This window comes from Streptomyces sp. NPDC006384, from assembly GCF_042870695.1.
Classification (GTDB): Bacteria; Actinomycetota; Actinomycetes; order Streptomycetales; family Streptomycetaceae; genus Streptomyces.
This window is the reverse complement of the sequence record NZ_JBIAHR010000002.1, coordinates 106,563-124,713: the sequence shown is the minus strand read 5'-3', so window position 1 is coordinate 124,713 and position 18,151 is coordinate 106,563. Positions and strand designations below refer to the sequence as shown.

General features: G+C 73.7%; 15 protein-coding genes and 1 pseudogene. 7 read left to right on the top strand and 9 right to left on the bottom strand.

All coding sequences use genetic code 11. The features are described from left to right. Nucleotides 1–246: 246 nt before the first annotated feature. The 3 genes from ACFYOJ_RS02615 to ACFYOJ_RS02605 all read right to left on the bottom strand — a co-directional run bounded on the left by ACFYOJ_RS02615 (nucleotide 247) and on the right by ACFYOJ_RS02605 (nucleotide 2,896). Nucleotides 247–1,356 (bottom strand): ATP-binding protein, encoded by a 1,110-nt coding sequence (locus tag ACFYOJ_RS02615; RefSeq protein ID WP_356550326.1) that lies wholly within the window; start codon nucleotides 1,354–1,356, stop codon nucleotides 247–249. Further along, nucleotides 1,353–2,093 carry a response regulator transcription factor gene (locus tag ACFYOJ_RS02610; RefSeq protein ID WP_356550324.1) on the bottom strand — a complete coding sequence of 247 codons (741 nt, stop codon included), beginning with the start codon at nucleotides 2,091–2,093 and terminating at the stop codon, nucleotides 1,353–1,355. Before ACFYOJ_RS02610 ends, ACFYOJ_RS02615 begins: the two co-directional genes overlap by 4 nt. Nucleotides 2,094–2,206: 113 nt before the next feature. Further along, nucleotides 2,207–2,896 (bottom strand): spermidine synthase, encoded by a 690-nt coding sequence (locus ACFYOJ_RS02605; RefSeq protein WP_356550322.1) that lies wholly within the window; start codon nucleotides 2,894–2,896, stop codon nucleotides 2,207–2,209. Nucleotides 2,897–3,059: 163 nt separating this feature from the next. Here ACFYOJ_RS02605 and lon point away from each other — a divergent pair, with 163 nt between their 5' ends. Then, entirely contained in the window at nucleotides 3,060–5,483 is a 2,424-nt protein-coding gene (lon, locus tag ACFYOJ_RS02600; RefSeq protein WP_356550320.1) for an endopeptidase La, read from the top strand. Between the two features lie 80 nt (nucleotides 5,484–5,563). Here the strand turns inward: lon and ACFYOJ_RS02595 are convergent, their stop codons facing one another. Beyond that, nucleotides 5,564–6,391, bottom strand: coding sequence for a lysozyme (locus tag ACFYOJ_RS02595; protein ID WP_356550318.1), 828 nt, complete (start codon nucleotides 6,389–6,391; stop codon nucleotides 5,564–5,566). Between the two features lie 256 nt (nucleotides 6,392–6,647). Here ACFYOJ_RS02595 and ACFYOJ_RS02590 point away from each other — a divergent pair, with 256 nt between their 5' ends. Beyond that, entirely contained in the window at nucleotides 6,648–7,142 is a 495-nt protein-coding gene (locus tag ACFYOJ_RS02590; RefSeq protein WP_356550317.1) for a MarR family transcriptional regulator, read from the top strand. A 41-nt stretch (nucleotides 7,143–7,183) separates the two neighbouring features. On the opposite strand, the gene ACFYOJ_RS02585 is transcribed toward ACFYOJ_RS02590, so the two are convergent. Further along, a complete protein-coding gene (locus ACFYOJ_RS02585) occupies nucleotides 7,184–7,975 on the bottom strand; it encodes a protein phosphatase 2C domain-containing protein (protein WP_356550315.1) in 792 nt (263 codons plus the stop codon). 453 nt (nucleotides 7,976–8,428) lie between these two features. Between ACFYOJ_RS02585 and ACFYOJ_RS02580 the strand changes: the two genes are divergently transcribed. From ACFYOJ_RS02580 to ACFYOJ_RS02560, 5 genes are read left to right on the top strand one after another with little or no spacing between them, the layout of a single operon-like run. Further along, complete coding sequence (locus tag ACFYOJ_RS02580) at nucleotides 8,429–11,737, top strand: nitrate- and nitrite sensing domain-containing protein (protein ID WP_388596097.1); 3,309 nt, start codon at nucleotides 8,429–8,431, stop codon at nucleotides 11,735–11,737. Next, complete coding sequence (locus ACFYOJ_RS02575) at nucleotides 11,734–12,234, top strand: roadblock/LC7 domain-containing protein (protein ID WP_356550312.1); 501 nt, start codon at nucleotides 11,734–11,736, stop codon at nucleotides 12,232–12,234. The genes ACFYOJ_RS02580 and ACFYOJ_RS02575 overlap by 4 nt, the downstream gene beginning before the upstream one ends. Then, complete coding sequence (locus ACFYOJ_RS02570) at nucleotides 12,231–12,680, top strand: DUF742 domain-containing protein (protein ID WP_356550310.1); 450 nt, start codon at nucleotides 12,231–12,233, stop codon at nucleotides 12,678–12,680. The genes ACFYOJ_RS02575 and ACFYOJ_RS02570 overlap by 4 nt, the downstream gene beginning before the upstream one ends. Then, nucleotides 12,661–13,302: an ATP/GTP-binding protein gene (locus ACFYOJ_RS02565; protein WP_356550308.1), complete on the top strand. Its 642-nt coding sequence runs from the start codon at nucleotides 12,661–12,663 to the stop codon at nucleotides 13,300–13,302. Before ACFYOJ_RS02570 ends, ACFYOJ_RS02565 begins: the two co-directional genes overlap by 20 nt. Nucleotides 13,303–13,317: 15 nt before the next feature. Continuing rightward, on the top strand, nucleotides 13,318–14,583 hold the full coding sequence (locus ACFYOJ_RS02560) for a styrene monooxygenase/indole monooxygenase family protein (RefSeq protein WP_356550307.1): 1,266 nt from the start codon (nucleotides 13,318–13,320) through the stop codon (nucleotides 14,581–14,583). A 248-nt stretch (nucleotides 14,584–14,831) separates the two neighbouring features. Here ACFYOJ_RS02560 and ACFYOJ_RS02555 read toward each other — a convergent pair. The 4 genes and pseudogenes from ACFYOJ_RS02555 to ACFYOJ_RS02540 form a co-directional block, all read right to left on the bottom strand. Further along, nucleotides 14,832–15,875: pseudogene (locus ACFYOJ_RS02555) on the bottom strand (NlpC/P60 family protein); the annotation flags it as partial. A 105-nt stretch (nucleotides 15,876–15,980) separates the two neighbouring features. Next, nucleotides 15,981–16,301 carry a hypothetical protein gene (locus ACFYOJ_RS02550; RefSeq protein WP_356550303.1) on the bottom strand — a complete coding sequence of 107 codons (321 nt, stop codon included), beginning with the start codon at nucleotides 16,299–16,301 and terminating at the stop codon, nucleotides 15,981–15,983. A 10-nt stretch (nucleotides 16,302–16,311) separates the two neighbouring features. Beyond that, nucleotides 16,312–16,965 carry a TetR/AcrR family transcriptional regulator gene (locus ACFYOJ_RS02545; protein ID WP_356550301.1) on the bottom strand — a complete coding sequence of 218 codons (654 nt, stop codon included), beginning with the start codon at nucleotides 16,963–16,965 and terminating at the stop codon, nucleotides 16,312–16,314. 185 nt (nucleotides 16,966–17,150) lie between these two features. Continuing rightward, nucleotides 17,151–18,089 (bottom strand): diiron oxygenase, encoded by a 939-nt coding sequence (locus tag ACFYOJ_RS02540; RefSeq protein ID WP_356550299.1) that lies wholly within the window; start codon nucleotides 18,087–18,089, stop codon nucleotides 17,151–17,153. Between the last annotated feature and the right edge of the window lie 62 nt (nucleotides 18,090–18,151).

The following is an 18,151-nucleotide window of genomic DNA, read 5'->3' as shown; positions in this document are numbered from 1 at the left end:
GGACAGCGGGAATCAAGGCTACGCCTCCCCGGCCCGGAAGGTCAGACCGGGCCCGTTCAACGTCGCGTAAGTCACATCGTGAACGGTGTTTCGGTGCTGGAAATGGCGGGAAACAAGCGAGGTTCTGTGGCGTCCGGGAAGGGGAGAGCCAGGCCTGGCGCGCAGTGGCCGCGGCCCTGTGCCTGATCACACGCGTCCGTGGGGACGAAAGCTTGTGGATCTTGAGGCTCCGCTTCGAACCCTACGTCAACTCGGCGTGGAAGACGGTCCCGGAAGAGTGATGAGGATCCGGCATCCCCGCTCGGATTCGGCCACTCCGATCCGGCCGCCGTGCAGATCCACCGCCCAGCGCGCGATCGCGAGGCCGAGACCGGTGCCGCCGTCGCTGCCCGGACCGTGCGGCCGGGCCACCGCCCCCCGGTTGAACCGCTCGAACACCCGTCGCCACTCCGAGCGCGGGATGCCGGGACCCTCGTCCAGGACCTCCAGCTCGAGGGACTCCGGCTCCGCCCCGGCCCGCGCCCTGACCGTCACCCGGCCGTGCGGCGGGCTGTGCTTGACCGCGTTGTCGATGAGGTTGGCGACCACCTGGTGGATGCGCTCGGGGTCGGCGTGGGCGGTCAGGCCGGACGGGAACACGTCGAGGGCCAGGTGCACGTCGGTACGCGTGTGGCTGCCGGAACCGGAGGCGATGCCGGCGCGCGCCGAGGCCACCATGTTGGCCTCCTTCAGCACGCCCGCCAGGTACGGCCACACCTCGAAACGCCGCTTCTTCAGCGGGACGACGCCGTTGTCCAGCCGGGACAGGTCCAGCAGCGTCTCCACCAGCCGGCCGAGCCGTTCCGTCTGCCTGAGCGCGGTCCGCATGGTCTCCGGGTCGGCCTCGGTGACGCCGTCGACGATGTTCTCCAGCACCGCGCGCAGGCCCGCGATGGGGGTGCGCAGCTCGTGCGAGACGTTCGCCACCAGCTCCTTGCGCTGGAGGTCCTGGGCCTCCAGGTCGTCGGCCATGCGGTTGATGGTGACGGCCAGGTCGCCCAGCTCGTCGCGGCGGTTCTCGCGCACCCGGCGCGTGTAGTCGCCGTGCGAGATGGACCGGGCCACGGCGTTCATCTCGTCCAGCGGCGCGGTCAGCGAGTGCGCCACGAACTGCGTGATCAGCAGCGTGGCGATCATCGAGAAGACCGTGATGAAGCGCAGCTCCGTCTTGGTGTGCACCGCGATCACCGACAACCCGGTGGTGATCAGCACCGACGTGACGACCAGCGCGCCCAGCTTGGTCTTGATCGAGAACGGGCGTACGCCGGCCCAGGGTCTCCCGGGGCTCCTGCGTGCGGCTTCCCGCCCCTCGCTCACGGCGCCGGTGTCTCCAGCGCGTAGCCCACGCCGTGCACGGTGCGGATGCGCTCGGCGCCGATCTTGCGGCGCAGCGCCTTGATGTGACTGTCGACGGTCCGGGTGCCGGAGGCGTCCGCCCAGTCCCACACCTCGGCCAGCAGCTGCTCGCGGGAGAGCACCGCGCGGGGGGTGTTCGCCAGGCACACCAGCAGGTCGAACTCGGTGGGGGTGAGGTGGACGTCCTCGCTGCGCACCCGTACCCGGCGCTGGGCGTGGTCGATCTCCAGCTCGCCGAGGCGCAGGGTGCCGCCGCGCGGCGTCGAGGCGGCCACGACGGCCCGCTCGACCCTGCGCAGCAGCACGTGCACACGCGCGGCCAGTTCGCGCATCGAGAACGGCTTGGTCATGTAGTCGTCGGCGCCCACGCCGAGCCCGACCAGCATGTCCGTCTCGTCGTCGCGCGCGGTGAGCATCAGCACCGGCACCGGCCGCTGCGCCTGCACGCGCCGGCAGACCTCCAGGCCGTCGAAGCCGGGCAGCATGATGTCGAGGATCAGCAGATCGGGCTGCCATGCCTCGGCCGTGTCGACGGCGGCGGGGCCGTCGCCCGCCGTTTGCACCAGGAACCCCTCGGCGCGCAGGCGGGTGGCGATGGCTTCCATGATCGTCTGGTCGTCCTCGACCACCAGTACCCGGCGCTGTGCGCCCTGGGTGGCCGCCGCCGAACCGTTGTGGGAGGTCTGTGTCTGCTCCATCGCCCGCCCCTGAGGTGTGCTTTCCGGAATCCGTGGGGTGATCCCATGACTGCGCCCGGCGCGTGAACGACCGGCGCCAGGGCAGCAGCGTACGGGGATTCGCCGCGGCTTTGCTATCCAGCCCGGACGGCGAGGTGGACGACGTCCGGAACGCCCCGGGCAACGGGGATCTCTTCGGTACGCACCCGTGGGAACCCGGCATTACGCAAGGTTTCTTCGAATTCCGGAGAGGGCTGCGCGGACCATACGGCGAGTACCCCGCCGGGGGTCAACACCCTTGCGCAGCTTGCGATTCCGGCCGCTGAGTACAGTCCGTCGTTGTCCTCGGTGACGGTCCAGTCGGGGCCGTTGTCGATGTCGAGGCACAGCGCGTCGTACGTGGCGGAAGTCTCATTGACGTACGCGACCAGATCCGCCTCCACGACCTCCGTGCGCGGGTCGGCGAGGGCTGTGGCGGACACCTCGGCCAGCGGTCCGCCGCGGTGCCAGTCGACGACCGCGCGCTCGCGCTCGACGACCGTGATCCGGCCCCAGCGGGGGTCGGCGGCCGCGTGTGCGAGCGAGAAGCCGACGCCGAGCCCGCCGATCAGCAGGCGCGGTGCCGGGCGCCCGTCGAGCGCCTCGGCCGCCGCGTCCACGAGGCGGCGCTCCGAGCGTCCGTCGGAGGTGTCCATCAGGAAGCAGCCGTTCGCGATGATCTGCAGCAGTGCCCCGTGCCGGCGCAGGACGACCTCGCCGTACGGGCCCTCGCGACGGTCCAGGACTTCCGGGGTGTCGTAGGAGTCGTAAGAGGTGATGGGCATCGGCCCATCCTGGCACTCGCCGCACCGCCGTGTGACCGGACGGGGAGGGGCGGCGACCGGGGACGTCCGATTGATCGCTCTCGGCGAACAGGTGGTGGGGAACAATCGCCGATCGCCAAGCATTGAGTCGGCATAACTCAACTTGAATGCCGAAGGGGAGATCATGGCTGCTGAGTCCGCCGACGTCACACCGCTCACCCTGCCCGTGCTGCCGCTCGACGACGAGGTCGTGCTGCCGGGGATGGTCGTCCCCCTGGACCTGAGCGACTCCGAGGTACGGGCCGCGGTGGAGGCCGCCCAGGCCGCCGCCGGGTCCGAGCCGGGAAAGCCCCGGGTCCTGCTCGTCCCCCGCATCGACGGCACGTACGCGAGCACCGGCGTGCTCGGCACCGTCGAGCAGGTCGGGCGGCTGGCCGACGGCGACCCCGGGGCCCTGATCCGGGGCCGGGGCCGGGTCCGGATCGGCGCCGGCACCACCGGCCCCGGCGCCGCGCTGTGGGTCGAGGGCGTGCGGACCGAGGAGAGCGTGCCCGATCCGCTGCCCGGCCAGGTCGCCGAACTCGTCAAGGAGTACAAGGCGCTGGCCACCGCCTGGCTGCGCAAGCGGGGCGCCTGGCAGGTCGTGGACCGGGTCCAGGCCATCGACGACGTCTCCGCGCTCGCCGACAACTCCGGTTACTCGCCCTTCCTCACCACCGAGCAGAAGGTCGAGCTGCTGGAGACCGCCGACCCGGTCGCCCGCCTGAAGCTCGCCACCCAGCAGCTGCGCGACCACCTCGCCGAGCAGGACGTCGCCGAGACCATCGCAAAGGACGTCCAGGAGGGCGTCGACAAGCAGCAGCGGGAGTTCCTGCTGCGCCGTCAGCTCGAGGCCGTGCGCAAGGAGCTGCGCGAACTCAACGGCGAGAAGGAGGGCGAGGAGTCCGACGACTACCGCGCCCGCGTCGAGGCCGCCGACCTGCCCGGGAAGGTCCGTGAGGCCGCGCTCAAGGAGGTCGACAAGCTGGAGCGGGCCTCCGACCAGTCGCCCGAGGGCTCGTGGATCCGCACCTGGCTCGACACGGTCCTGGAGATGCCGTGGAACGAGCGGACCGAGGACGCCTACGACATCCAGGGCGCCCGGGCCGTCCTCGACGCCGAGCACGCGGGCCTGGAGGACGTGAAGGAACGGATCGTCGAGTACCTCGCGGTGCGCAAGCGCCGCGCCGACCGGGGGCTCGGCGTCGTCGGCGGCCGGCGCGGCGGCGCGGTCCTGGCCCTGGTGGGCCCGCCCGGCGTCGGCAAGACCAGCCTCGGCGAGTCCGTCGCGCACGCGATGGGCCGCAGGTTCGTCCGGGTCGCCCTCGGCGGCGTCCGCGACGAGGCCGAGATCCGCGGCCACCGCCGCACCTACGTCGGCGCGCTGCCCGGCCGGATCGTGCGGGCGGTCAAGGAGGCCGGTTCCATGAACCCGGTGGTCCTCCTGGACGAGATCGACAAGGTCGGCTCCGACTTCCGGGGCGACCCGGCCGCCGCCCTGCTGGAGGTCCTCGACCCGGCGCAGAACCACACCTTCCGGGACCACTACCTGGAGGTCGAGCTCGACCTGTCCGACGTCGTCTTCCTGGCCACCGCCAACGTGCTGGAGGCGATCCCGGAGGCGCTGGCCGACCGCATGGAGGTCGTGCGGCTGGACGGCTACACCGAGGACGAGAAGGTCGTCATCGCCCGTGACCACCTGATCCCGCGCCAGCTGGAGCGGGCCGGCCTGGGCGAGGACGAGGTCACGATCGACGAGGGCGCGCTGCGCAGGCTGGCCGGCGAGTACACGCGGGAGGCGGGCGTGCGGACCCTGGAGCGGTCCGTCGCGCGGCTGCTGCGCAAGATCGCGGCCCAGCACGAACTGGGCGAGCGGGAGCTGCCGTTCACCGTGACCGACGGCGACCTGCGCGATCTGATCGGCCGGCCGCACCACGTGCCCGAGTCCGCGCAGGACCCGGCCGAGCGGCGCACCTCGGTGCCGGGCGTGGCCACCGGCCTCGCGGTCACCGGCGCGGGCGGCGACGTGCTGTACGTCGAGGCCTCGCTGGCTGACCCGGAGACGGGCGCGGCCGGTCTGACCCTGACCGGTCAGCTCGGCGACGTGATGAAGGAGTCCGCGCAGATCGCGCTGAGCTTCCTGCGCAGCCACGGCGCCGAGCTGGAGCTCCCGGTGGGCGACCTGAAGGACCGGGGCGTGCACATCCACTTCCCGGCGGGCGCGGTCCCCAAGGACGGCCCGAGCGCCGGCATCACGATGACCACGGCGCTGGCCTCGCTGCTGTCGGGCCGGCTGGTCCGCACGGACGTGGCGATGACCGGTGAGGTCTCGCTGACCGGGCGGGTGCTGCCGATCGGCGGGGTGAAGCAGAAGCTGCTCGCGGCGCACCGGGCGGGCGTCACCACGGTGATCATCCCCAAGCGCAACGAGCCCGACCTGGACGACGTCCCGGCGGAGGTGCTGGACAAGCTGGACGTCCACGCCGTCACCGACGTCCGGCAGGTCCTGGAGCTGGCGCTGACGCCGGCGACCAGCGGGGCGGAGCCGGAGGTCCCGGTCGCGGCGTGAGGGGCGCGTGGCCGGACGGGCACGGGAAAGGGCCCGGACTCCGCGCGGAGTCCGGGCCCTCGCCGCACGCGCCGTGCTCGTCAGCCGGTCGCGAGCGCCCGGACGCGGTCCAGGGCCCCGTTGAACTTGTTGTGGTCCCCGACCGTCGGGCCGGTCGAGGTGTACTGCCACATCGTGTAGTACGACCAGCCCGCCGGCAGCGTGCCCACCGTCGAGGCGTACCGCGCGATCCACAGCGGGTTGTTCGCCGCGAAACCGCCGTAGTTGCCGGTGCACTGGGTCCACCAGCTGGTGGCCGTGTAGATCACGGCGTCCCGGCCGGTGCGGGCCTTGTAGGTGTTCAGGAAGTCGCGGATCCAGGAGACCATCTGGCTCTGCGTCTTGCCGTAGCAGGTGGCCCCGTACGGGTTCCACTCGATGTCCAGCGCGCCCGGCAGGGTCTTGCCGTCGCGCGACCAGCCGCCCCCGTTGTCGACGAAGAAGTTGGCCTGGGCGGCGCCGCTCGTCGTGTCCGGCGTGGCGAAGTGGTACGCCCCGCGGATCATGCCGACGTTGTACGAGCCGTTGTACTGCTGGGCGAAGTAGGGGTTCTCGTAGTAGGTCCCCTCGGTGGCCTTGACGTAGGCCCACCTGACCCCGCTGTTCCACAGGGTCGACCAGGCGACGTTGCCCTGGTGGCTGGAGACGTCCACGCCCTCCGTCTGGACGGCGCGGCTGCCGATGGGCGTGCCGTGCCGGCCGTCGTGCTCCACGACGCCCATGCCCATGTGGGCGGACCCGCGCGGCGGGGTGTCGGCGGCCGACGAGGAGTGGGCGGGGGCGGTGAACAGCAGGGAGAACGCGGCGAGCAGAGTCCCGGCGACGGCGAAGCGCCGTCCGCGGGCCGATCCCGGTCTGTGCACGGGCATGTCGTGCCTCCGATGGCTCGGTGGTGCTCGGTGGGGATGCGCGGGCGGGGAGAGACCCGGCGGGGCACACACGACAAGCTGGCGTGCGCATGCCATCCACCGGTCCCGGAGGAGACGCTACGCACGTAGAACACCGGGTGGGAAGAGGGCCTGGGAGCCGCCGTTGGTCTAAGCCTGCGAAATACTTGCCGAGCTGCGGCGATGGCGCCCCGCGGCGGAAACTTTCAGGAGCGGGAAGAACGAGGCAGGGGCTGACGTGCACGAGGACGGGAACGGCGACGGTCGCGGAGGCGAATCCGCGGTGTCCGGCAGTGGTGTGGACCAACCGGAGTTCCTGGCGCTGGAGCGGGAGCTGACCGTCCTGCTGCGGCGGGCCCGGGCCAGTCAGGGCGAGATGGCCCGGGAGGTCCACCCCGACCTGGAGTCGTCCGCGTACGGCCTCCTCGTCCGGCTCGGCGAGTGCGGCGGGCAGCGGGCCACGGAACTCGCCGCCTACATCGGCGTCGGCAAGGCCACCATGTCCCGCCAGCTGCGCGCCCTGGAGGAACTCGGCCTCGTCGCCCGGGAACCCGACCCCGCCGACGGCCGGGCCTGGCTGGTCACCCTCACCCCCGAGGGCCAGGAACGCGTCGGCCGGGTCCGGGAGGCCCGCCGCGCCCGGTACGCCCGCCGGCTCGCCGGCTGGGACCCGCGAGAGGTGGCCGAACTGGCCCGGCTGCTGCGCGAGCTGAACCGGGGCATGGAGAAGTGACGCCGGGGCGCGCCCCGTTCCCGGGAACGGGGCGCGCCTTCTCACAGCCGCGCGTACACCACCGTCGCGTCGTCGTGCGTCTTGCCGCGGCCGAGGAACTCCCGTGTCCCCGCCGCGTCCGCGCGCTCCAGCTCCCGCACCCGGTCCACCAGCGCCCGCGCGCCCCGCTCGCGCACCAGCGCCAGGCAGTCCGCCCAGTCGCCCTCCCGGAACGTCTCCACCCAGCGCGCCGCCCCGTCCGTCAGCGCCGCCAGCGTCCGTACCCCGTCGCGCGGCAGGGTGCCCGTCACCGCGCGGGCGGTCACCTCCGGGTCGGCGGCGGCCGTGAAGAAACCGCCCTCCTTGTTGCGCAGGACCGTGTCCACCAGCGAGTCCGTGGCGAGGGCCGCGCGGGGCAGGCGGGCCAGCCGGTCGTCGAGCAGGGCCGTGACCGCGCCGTCGGGCGCCTCCACGAGCAGGGCCGAGTCGGACAGCACCAGATACTCGACCAGGTCGGGGGACCAACGCGCCAGGACCACGGTCGCCTGAGGCGTACGCGGGTGAGAAAGGTCACAGGTTTCCGCGTGTGCCGACGCGGTACGCGCGATGGCGCGGGACAAGGCTTCGGCGAGAGGAACATCCGGGAGTGAAACGGTCAGTTCGGTCAGTGCTCCGCCGAGCCGCGCGGTGAACCAGGGCACGGAATGCAGACAGCCCGTCCCGGACCCCGGCGGGGTCACACCGTCCAGCACGACGAGCGAACCGCCCTGTCCCGAGGCCGGTAGCACGATACTTGCGAAGTCCTCGTTGGGGCGGTCGGCGAGGCCTGGTTCCGAGACGAGTTCCGTACGCATCCGGCCAGTCTGCACGACCCCTTCACAAGACCCGCGAGAGGCCGGTGGCGCACCCCCGGGACGGCGGTGCGGTGCAGGTCAGGAGCCGGATTTGGGCCGGAATGCTGCTCTCCGGGCACGCGTGGCGGCACATGGTGCCACCGGCCGGCGCGGACGTCCAACCGGCGCGCCGCCCGAAGACGCCGTACGGGCCGGGGGAACTTGCTCCCCAACTCCCCTCCGGGGTTCACTCCTTCGGGTGGCGGGTCAGGTGATGCGCACTCACCGCCCACCGGCGCTGGGAGGGTCGGGAGCCGGTGGGGGGCCTGCCCTGCTCACACGGCCTCCCCGTCCGGCGCCCGGCCGGTGGCGGGGGAGAGGCCCAGAGCTTGGACAAGGGTGCGCGTGCCGGCCGGCCAGTTGACGGAGCGCCACCCGGGCCCACGGGTACACGAGTCAGGAATGCGAGCACCGGTGCACAAGACGCGGCCTCGTCGTACAGGCAAGCAGACGGCCCCCACGGGGAGCGCGGAGAGGCCCCCCGGCACCTCCACCACCCCGGTGGCCGAGGCGCCGCCCGTCGGCAGGGGCCGTCCCACCCATGTACGCAACCGGCTCATCGTCGCCGTGGCGGTGGTGGCCGCCGCCGTCGCCGGGGCCGGCGCCCCCTCGGTCGTGGCCGCCTCCGGGCAACTGCACGACTCCCAGGAACTGGTGACGCTCGCCGAGCAGACCCAGGACGCCCTGGCGCTCGCCCACGCCCTCGCCGACGAACGGGACGAGGTCACCCCCTACATCGCGGCCGGCCGCCCCAGGTCCGAGGCGCCCTCCGAGCAGCGCGGCGCCCGCGTCGACCGGCAGGTGGAGGAACTGCTCGCCGACACCGACACGCCGGCCTCCCTGCGCGAGGACCTCGAGGCCGTCGCGGCGCTGCGCCGGGCAGCGCTCAGCGGCAGGAGCACCGCCCTGCAGGCCCACGACGCCTACTCGGACGCCATCGCCGGGCTCCACGCCCTGGCCGAGCGGCTGGCCGAGCGGACGCCGCCGCGCGCGGGCGCCGGCGCCCACGCCCTCGCCGAACTGGACACCGCCGTCCAGCAGGCCGCCGCCACCCGCGGCCTCCTCCTCGCGGCCCTCGGCGTGCCGAGCAGCACCGAGACCGTCATCGACCCGGTCACGGGGCTGCCGACCGAGGCCGTCACCTCCTCGGACGCCGACGCCGAGCAGCGCGACGCCCTCACCGCCGCCGCCCAGCAGGCCCGCGTGCGCTCCGACGCCGCCCTCGCCGGCTTCCGCGAGACGGCGCCCAAGGAGGCGCGGGACAGCTTCGACGCCACGGTCACCGGGCCGGAGGTCAACTCCGCGGAGAAGTACCTCGCCGGCCTCACCGACCGGCCCACCCTCTCCGACGCCGAACTCGCCACCTCCGCCAAGAAGCTGGACGCCGCGCTCTCCGCCCGCGTCGACGCCATGCGCGGCGCCGAGTCCGCCCTGTACGGGAAGCGCACCGAGGCGCTCGAGCGGCTGCGCGACGACGACGTGACCGCGCTGGAGATCCGGGTCGCCGTCCTCGGCGCGCTGCTCCTGGCGACCATCGGCATCGCCACCGCCATGGCCCGCACCCTCACCCGCCCCCTGTCGGTGCTGCGCCGAGGCTCGGCCCGGCTCGCCGGCGCGGCGGACCCGGCGGCCGAGGCCCCCGTCGCCTTCACCGGCCGCAACGACGAGTTCGCCCAGGTCGTCCGCTCCGTCAACGCCCTGCACGCGCACGCCGTCACGCTCGCCGAACGCGTCACCACGCTGGAGGCCGACCGCAAGCACCTCGTCGGACAGCGTCAGAAGATGGCCGACGCCCGCGAGGAACTGCGCGCCGAACTCGCCGGGTCCACCGCCCGGCTGGAGGCCGTGCGCAAGCACATCGGCTCCACCTTCGTCAATCTCGCGCTGCGCACCCTCGGCCTGGTCGAGCGGCAGCTCGCCGTCATCGAGGACCTGGAGCAGCGCGAGCAGGACCCGGACCGCCTCGCCACCCTGTTCAAGCTCGACCACTTCGCCACGGTCATGCGCCGGCACAACGAGAACCTGCTGGTGCTGGCCGGCACCGAGCACCACCAGCACAGCGCCGGCCCGGTGCCGCTGGTCGACGTGGTCCGGGCCGCGGTCAGCGAGATCGAGCGGTACGAGCGGGTGCGCATCGCCGCCCTGCCGCCGCACGCGCACGTGGCCGGCTTCGCCGCCGACGACCTCTCCCACCTGCTGGCCGAGCTGCTGGAGAACGCCACCTCCTTCTCGCCGCCGGACCTGCCCGTAGAGGTCTCCGGCTGGTTGCTGGAGAGCGGCGAGGTGATGCTCTCCGTCCAGGACGAGGGCATCGGCATGGCCACCGAGCGGCTCCAGCGGCTCAACGCCCGTCTCACCGACTTCGACCCGGACGCGCCCTACGAGCAGGAGGGCGAGGACGGCCTCGGGCTCGGCCTGTACGTGGTGGCCCGCCTCGCCCACCGGCACGGGGTGCGGGTGCGGCTGCGGGAGCAGAAGCAGGGCGGGGTCGCGGCCGTCGTGGTCCTGCCGAACGCACTGCTCGCGGCGGCACCCCCGGCGGCCCTCGCCCCGGCCGCCCCGCCGTCCGACGGCACGGGCTCCTTCACCCTGCCGGGCGCCGACGCGGAGGCCAACTCCAACGTCCTGCCCGGCCGCGCGGAGAAGGGCGTCCGGCGGGACGCCGACCCGCTGGTGGCCTCCGCCGAACAGGCCGTGCACCGGGCGGAGACGGCGGCCGCGGCCGCCGCGGAACCGGAGGCGGACGCGGCGTCCTCCGCCGACCCCGCGACCCCGCCCACGGACGACACCGGGGCCGCGATCCCGGACACGGACACCGCCGGGCCCGTTGGCCTCGTACCGGACCGGGCCGAGCCCGCGGGATCCACGGCGGCGGACGGCACCGCGGACCCGGCGGACGGCCCCGCCACCGGGCCCGTGCCCCCGGCCGGGGAAACCACCGAGCCGGGGCCGGGGCCCGGGACCGCGGTCCCCGCCGGTCCCGCGCAGCCGGAGCACGCCGGTGCGCCGGCCGAGCCCGCTCCCGCGCCGGCCTCCGGCCCGCGGGAACACGTGGACGAGGACACGCGGGAACGCGCCGACGAGAACACACGGCCCGCAGACACCCCCGCCGAGGGCCCGCAGCCCGCCGGGGACTCCTCCGAGGCCGCCTCACCGGCCCCGGAGCCCGACGAGGACCGGGCGGCACCCGCCGCGTCCGGTGTCAGGGACTTCCCCGACGACACCACGATGGAGCTGCTGCTCCCGGCACAGTCACAGGCGCGCCCGGAGGCACCGGCGCCGGCATCGGCGTCCGGGACCGCCCGGCAGGAGCCCCACGACACCCCGGAGGCACCGGAACCCGCCCCCGCCCGGCAAGGGCCCCGCGCCCCGGAGCGTCCGGACCCCGCCGGCCCCCGCACCATCGGCCCCGACGCCCACGAACGCAGCGCGGACGAGAGCGCCGGGCCCGAACCGGCCGGCTCTCCCGTCACCGCCAAGGGCCTGCCCAAGCGGACCCCGAAACTCACCACGCCCGCCACGGTGCCAGGCCCTCGTACGGCGGGCTCCGTCGACGCCGAGGCGCTGCGCCGCCGCCTGGGAGGGTTCCGCCGGGGGGCGGAGGCCGGCCGGCGTGACGTCGAGGCCGAGATCACCGGGCGGACGGACCGTGACCAGGCACCGCCGGCCGCGGGAACGACCGAAGAAGCCACGGGGGGCACCGTCGAGGAGGCAAGCAGTTGACCGCTCCCAGTACCTTCGGACTGAGCAGGGAAGCCCGTGATCTGCACTGGCTGCTGGCCGACCTGGTCGAGGAGGTCCCCGGCATCCTGTCCGTCGCCGTGGTCTCCTCCGACGGCCTGCTCCTGCTCTCCTCCGACCAGGTGAGGAACGACGAGGCCCGCGCGGCCCGCGGGACCCGCACCGGTCCGCGCGGCTCCGCCGCCGACCTCGCCACCGTCGTCGCCGGCGTGGCCAGCCTGACCGTCGGCGCCGCCCGGCTGATGGACTTCGGGAACGTGAAGCACACGATGGTCGCCATGGACGAGGGCAGCCTGTTCGTGATGTCGATCAGCGACGGTTCGCTGCTCGGCGTGCACGGTTCCGCGGACGCCGACCTGAGCGTCGTCGCGTACCACATGGCGCTGTTCGTCGGCCGCGCCGGTCACGTGCTGACCCCCGAACTCCGCAGCGAGCTGCGGGAGTCACTGGAGTCCGGGACGGCGGGGAGCGCCCGGTGAGCGGCGGCCCCGGCAGGAAACCGAAGCAGCCGGGGAGTCTCCCCGTGCGCGGCGCGGACCGCCGGCCGGCCCGTGTCCGCCCCTACTCGCTCACCGGCGGCCGCACCCGCTTCGGCCACGTCCTGCTCGTCGAGACGTTCGTCGGCGCCACCGCAGGCTCCGCCGTGCTCGAAGCCGCCGAGGAGCGCAGGGAGCTGACCGGGGGCGGCCTCACCTCCCGCGTGGTGCCGGAGGCGCGGGACATCGTCGGACTGTGCCGCCGCATACGTACGGTGGCCGAGATCGCCGCGCTGCTGAGGATGCCGCTCGGCGTGGTCCGCGTCCTGATCAGCGACCTGGCGGACCAGGGGAAGATCCGTGTGTACGGCACCGGGACCGGCCATGGCACGGGCCGCCCGGACCGCGCTCTGCTCGAAAGGGTGCTCAGTGGACTCCGTCGTCTCTGACGCCGCCGCCCGCGGCGTCTTTCCGCTCGTCGAGACCGACGAGCCCCTGCGGCCCTGGCAGACGGACCCCACCCGCGCGCCCGTGGCCACGAAGATCGTGGTGGCCGGCGGCTTCGGCGTCGGCAAGACCACGCTGGTCACCACCGTCTCGGAGATCACGCCCCTGCGGACCGAGGCGCTGATGACCGAGGCGAGCGCGGAGACCGACGACCTCACCGCCACCCCGGACAAGCTCACCACCACCGTGGCCATGGACTTCGGCCGGCTCACGCTCGACGACGACCTGGTGCTCCACCTGTTCGGCACGCCGGGCCAGGACCGTTTCTGGTTCATGTGGGACGACCTGGTGCGCGGCGCGATCGGCGCTGTCGTCATGGCCGACACCCGCCGCCTGGAGGACTGCTTCCCGGCCCTGGACTACTTCGAGAGCTGCGGACTGCCGTACGTCGTCGCGGTGAACCACTTCGACGGCAGCGAGCTGTTCGAGGCGGAGGACGTGCGGGAGGCGCTGACGGTCCCCGCGCACATACCTGTCATGATCATGGACGCGCGCCGCCGGATCTCGGTCATCGAGACCCTCTTGTCCCTCGTGGGCCACGCGCTCGACGAAACCCCCGAGTAGGAGTAGAAGCCCCGCATGCGGAAGATACTCGTCGTCGGAGCCGGCCAGTCCGGTCTCCAGCTCGCCCTCGGCCTCCAGTCGCACGGGTACGAGGTCACCCTGATGTCCAACCGGACCGCGGACGAGATCCGCACCGGCCGGGTCATGTCGACGCAGTGCATGTTCCACACGGCACTCCAGCACGAGCGCGATCTCCAGCTGAACTTCTGGGAGTCCCAGGCCCCGAAGATCCAGGGACTCGGCGTCTCGGTGGCGGCCCCCGGCTCCTTCGACCCGGGCCCCTCGCAGCGCGCGGTCGACTGGCTGGGCCGGTTCAAGGACGGCTTCGCGCAGTCCGTCGACCAGCGGGTGAAGATGGCAGGCTGGATGGAGACCTTCGCGCAGCGCGGCGGCCAGCTCGTCATCCACGGCGCGGCCGTCGGCGACCTGGACTACTTCTCCCGCGCCTACGACCTCGTCCTCGTCGCGGCCGGCAAGGGCGAACTGGTCCGGATGTTCGGCCGGGACGCCTCCCGCTCCCCGTACAGCACACCGCAGCGCGCCCTCGCCGTCGCCTACGTCCACGGGCTGGACCCGCGCCCGGAGCACCCGGACACGGAGGCTGTCCGCTGCAACCTGGTGCCCGGCGTCGGCGAGATGTTCATCATGCCGACCGTCACCACCTCCGGCCGTGCCGACATCCTGTTCTGGGAGGGCGTGCCCGGCGGCCCGCTGGACGTCTTCAAGGACGTGAAGGACCCCTCGGAGCACCTCTCCCTGACCCTGGAACTCATGGAGAGGTTCCTCCCCTGGGAGTACGCGCGGGCCACCAAGGTCGAACTGACCGACGCCGGCGGCACCCTGGCCGGACGCTACGCCCCCACCGTGCGCAACCCGGTCGGGCGTCTCCCCGGCGGCGGCGCGGTCCTCGGCGTGGCCGACGTGGTCGTCGCCAACGACCCGATCACCGGCCAGGGCTCCAACTCGGCGTCCAAGTGCGCCGCCTCCTACCTCGCCTCGATCCTCGAGCACGGCGACAAGGAGTTCGACGAGGCCTGGATGCGGCAGACCTTCGACCGCTACTGGGAGACGGCCCGGCACGTCACCAAGTGGACGAACACCATGCTCGCCCCGCCGCCGGAGCACGTCCTGAAGCTGATCGGCGCGGGCGGCGCGTTCCAGCCGGTCGCCGACCGTTTCGCCAACGGCTTCGACGACCCGGCCGACTTCGAGAACTTCTTCTACGACCCGGAGAAGACCGAGGCCTACCTGGCGGAGGTCTCCGGCGCGTCCGGCGCCTGAACCGCGCCGTATCCCTCGTCGGACCCGTCCGCCGCCCCGGGGGGGGGGGGGGGGGGGGGGGGGGGGGGGGGGGGGGGGGGCGCCCCGCGCGGGGGGGGGGGGGGGGGGGGGGGGGGGGGGGGGGGGGGGGGGGGGGGGGGGGGGGGGGGCGGGGGGGGGGGGGGGGCGGGGGGGGGGGGGGGGGGGGGGGGGGGGGGGTCCCGCCCCCCCCCCCGCCCCCCCCCCCGGCGCCCCCCCCCCCCCCCCCCCCCGCCGGGGTCGGGCCGTACGGCGCCCAGTACCGGGTTGGCGGCGATCGGCGACACCTTGACCTCGGCGCCCGGCCGCGGTGCCTGCACGACCAGGCCGTCGCCGAGGTACATCGCCACATGGGTGGCCTCGGGGAAGTAGACCACCAGGTCACCGGGGCGCAGCTCGTCCAGCGGGATCCGCTCCAGCCGCGCCCACTGCTCCTGGCTGGTCCGCGGGATCGGCGTCCCGGCCCGCTGCCAGGCCACGGAGGTCAGCCCCGAGCAGTCGTACGCGGCCGGGCCCTCGGCGCCCCACTGGTACGGCTTGCCGAGCTGCTCCACCGCGAAGCGCACCGCCCGGTCGCCCTGCGCGGACGGCTTGCCGTCGTCGTCCAGCGCCCCGGTCCTGAGGAACCGTTCCTGCGCCTCGGCGACGCCCGTCCGCTCCAGGGCGGCCAGCTCGGCCAGCTGCTCGGCGCTGAGCGAGGCGAGCAACTCCTCCACCGCCCGCAGTCGTTCGCGCACCTCGTCCCGCTGCTTCCTCTGCCGCTCGGCGAGGGCGGTCTGCGCGTCGAGGGCCGCGCGCGCCCGGCGGGCCAGGGCGTCGGCCCGCTCCGCGTCACCGGCCAGCCGCCCCACCGTCTCGGCCCGCTCCCGGGCCAGCCGCCCGATCACCCGCCCCTGGTCCAGCGCGTGCTGCGGATCACGGGCCAGCAGCAGCCGCAGATAGGGGGAGAGGTCGCTGGTGCCGCGGTACTGCTGCCGGGCCAGCCGGCCGGCCTCGCCGCGTCCGTCGCGCAGGGACAGCCGGGCCCGCGCCAGTTCGGTCTCCAGCCGCTGCACCTCGGCGCGCTGCCTGGTCAGCTTCTCCTCGGTGCCGTTGTACGCCTCGGTGGCCTTCCCGGCCTCCCGGTACAGCCTCTGAAGGTCCGTCAGCAGCTCGGCCACGGGCCGCTCCCCGGGCGCCGCCGGACCGGGTTCGGCCGTGGCGGGCACGGGCGCGAGGGCGATCGCCGCCGCCGTCGCGGCCGTACAGGCCATACGGAGAAGCCTCGCTGACATGTCGTCACCTCCGGTGCGGCGGCCCCTTCGTCCGCTCCGCACCGTGAGCATCGGGCGGCCGCCCGGGACGCGCGCGCCGAGTGTGCGCGGTTCGGCGCAACCGGGTCACCCGTCCGCGTCGTCCGGCTTGCCTCCCGGCGTGGCGTCGGGCGTGGCACCGGGCGCGGTGTCCGGCTTGGACCACGGCCAGCGCGGGCGGGACCTGGCACGGCCCTCGGGGTCGTACGCGTACTTCCAGCGGGCGAACCCGAGCCTCCCCTCCGAGCGGGGCACCCGCCGGTAGACGAGCACGGTCGGGGGCCCGCCGTCCGGGGCCGGCACGGGGATGCGGTACGTCTTCGGCGGATGCCCGGTCGGCCCCACCAGGACCGGCAGCACCCGTCCGTCCATGGGGCCGCCCTCGAAGGGAGTGTCTTCGCTCTTCACCGCACCAGTGTCAGACATCCCCTGCCAGCGCCCCGGCCAGCGCCGCGGTCTGGGGGTCGCGCCGCGCGGTGACCGCCAGCGCGGCGGCGAACTGTTCGACGAGCCAGTCCCGCAGCTCGTCCAGGGGCGGCTGCTTGCCCTCGTCCAGCCAGATCAGCGAGGCCGCCTCGACCGCGGTGATCCACATCCGCACGGTCATCCGGAGCGGGGGGCCGGGCTCGGCGACGGCCAGGTGGCTCATGATGTGCTCGGCGGCGGCCCGGCGCACACCGTCCACGATGGCCGACGTACGGGAGGTCGCGGCGACGCTGCCGCCGCGCAGCAGGGCGCTGAAGCCGAAGTCGTGCTCGTCCACGAAGGCCAGGTAGCGGTCCAGGGCGCGGGAGAGGCGGGCGAGCAGCGGGCCCTCGCGGGGCTCGTCGAAGCACAGCCGCAGCTCGTCGGCGGCCGAGCGCAGGGCCGCCTCGTACAGCTGCTGCTTGCCGCCGGGGAAGTACCGGTAGACCAGGGGGCGTGAGACGCCGGCCCGCTCCGCCACGTCGTCCAGGGAGACCTCCTGCGGAGGCCGGTGGGCGAAGAGGGCCAGCGCGGCGCCGAGGAGCTGGCCGCGGCGCTCCTCGACGCTGAGCCGACGGTAGGCGGGGGTGGGGGCCTGCGGGGTCATGGACCGCAGCGTAATCGCTCCGCCGGTGGGGCCGGGGGCGTGTGCCGGGGGTGCGAAGGGCGCGGGCCGGGGCGGGTCGCGCGGTCCGGTGTCCACGGGTGCCTCCCCAGGGGCCCCGGCGCCCACCCCGTGCCGCTCCGGGGGAGGCACCGCTGCCCGCAGCTGCGTGCGTGGGGACGGGGTGGCTACGCCAGCAGACCCGAGGACTTCCACAGGCGGCGGCCCACTCCGCGCAGGACACCGATGTCGTCCAGGAAGTCGGTCAGGCGCTTCGCGCCGGTCTGCATGATCTCCTTGCGGTGGCCGCTGGCCCTGACCTGGGCCACGGCCTCCCGCTTGTCCAGGCCGACGTTCGTGTAGACCTCGGGGTTGACGAAGGCGACGGAGAAGACGCGGGCGAACTCGCCGGAGGTGACCCGGGTGAACTCCTGCGACCACTTCGGCGCGGTCACCATCTGGCGGCGCAGCTCCTCACGGGCATAGCGCACGTGGCGGGCCTCCTCCACGACGTGGATGCGCGTGACGCCGCGGATCAGCGGCTGGACCCGCTCGTCCGGGAAGGTCAGCCGCTGCATCCAGTCCAGGACCTCCTCGCCGAGCAGCGTGGCGGTGAAGGATCCGGGCGTGGTGGAGATCGTCTTGAACAGGCGCCCCAGGTGCTGGTGGAGCGGGCTGACCGGGTACCACGGGGTCTCGCCGCGGGATATCAGCCGGGCGAACATCTTGGAGTGCCGGCACTCGTCCTCGATCTCGGTCAGCGCGTAGCGCACGTGGGCGCTCGTCGCGGCCTTGTCGTAGACGTGCCGGACCAGCAGCTGCATGAGGATCAGCTCGAACCAGATGCCGAGCGAGGCGAGCGCGGCGGACTCGTGCCGGGAGAGCAGGATGCGCTGCTCCTCGCTCATCCGCTTCCACAGCGGGGTGTCGTACAGCGACACCAGCTCCGGCGGCCAGAACCACTTGCCGTCCTCGAAGGGCGCGTCCCAGTCCAGTTCCTTGTCCGGGTCGAACGAGTGCTTGGCGGACGAGTCGAGGAGCCGTTCGGCCACCTGCTCCCGGTCCTTGAGCAGACCGAGCGCGTCGCGCAGACCGTCGAGCGCGTCGGCTTCCGTCAGGGTCGTCATGGCTGTCCCACCTCATCGTGTTACCCGCGGTCACTCACTCGTCTTATGAGACTGCCTGTCAG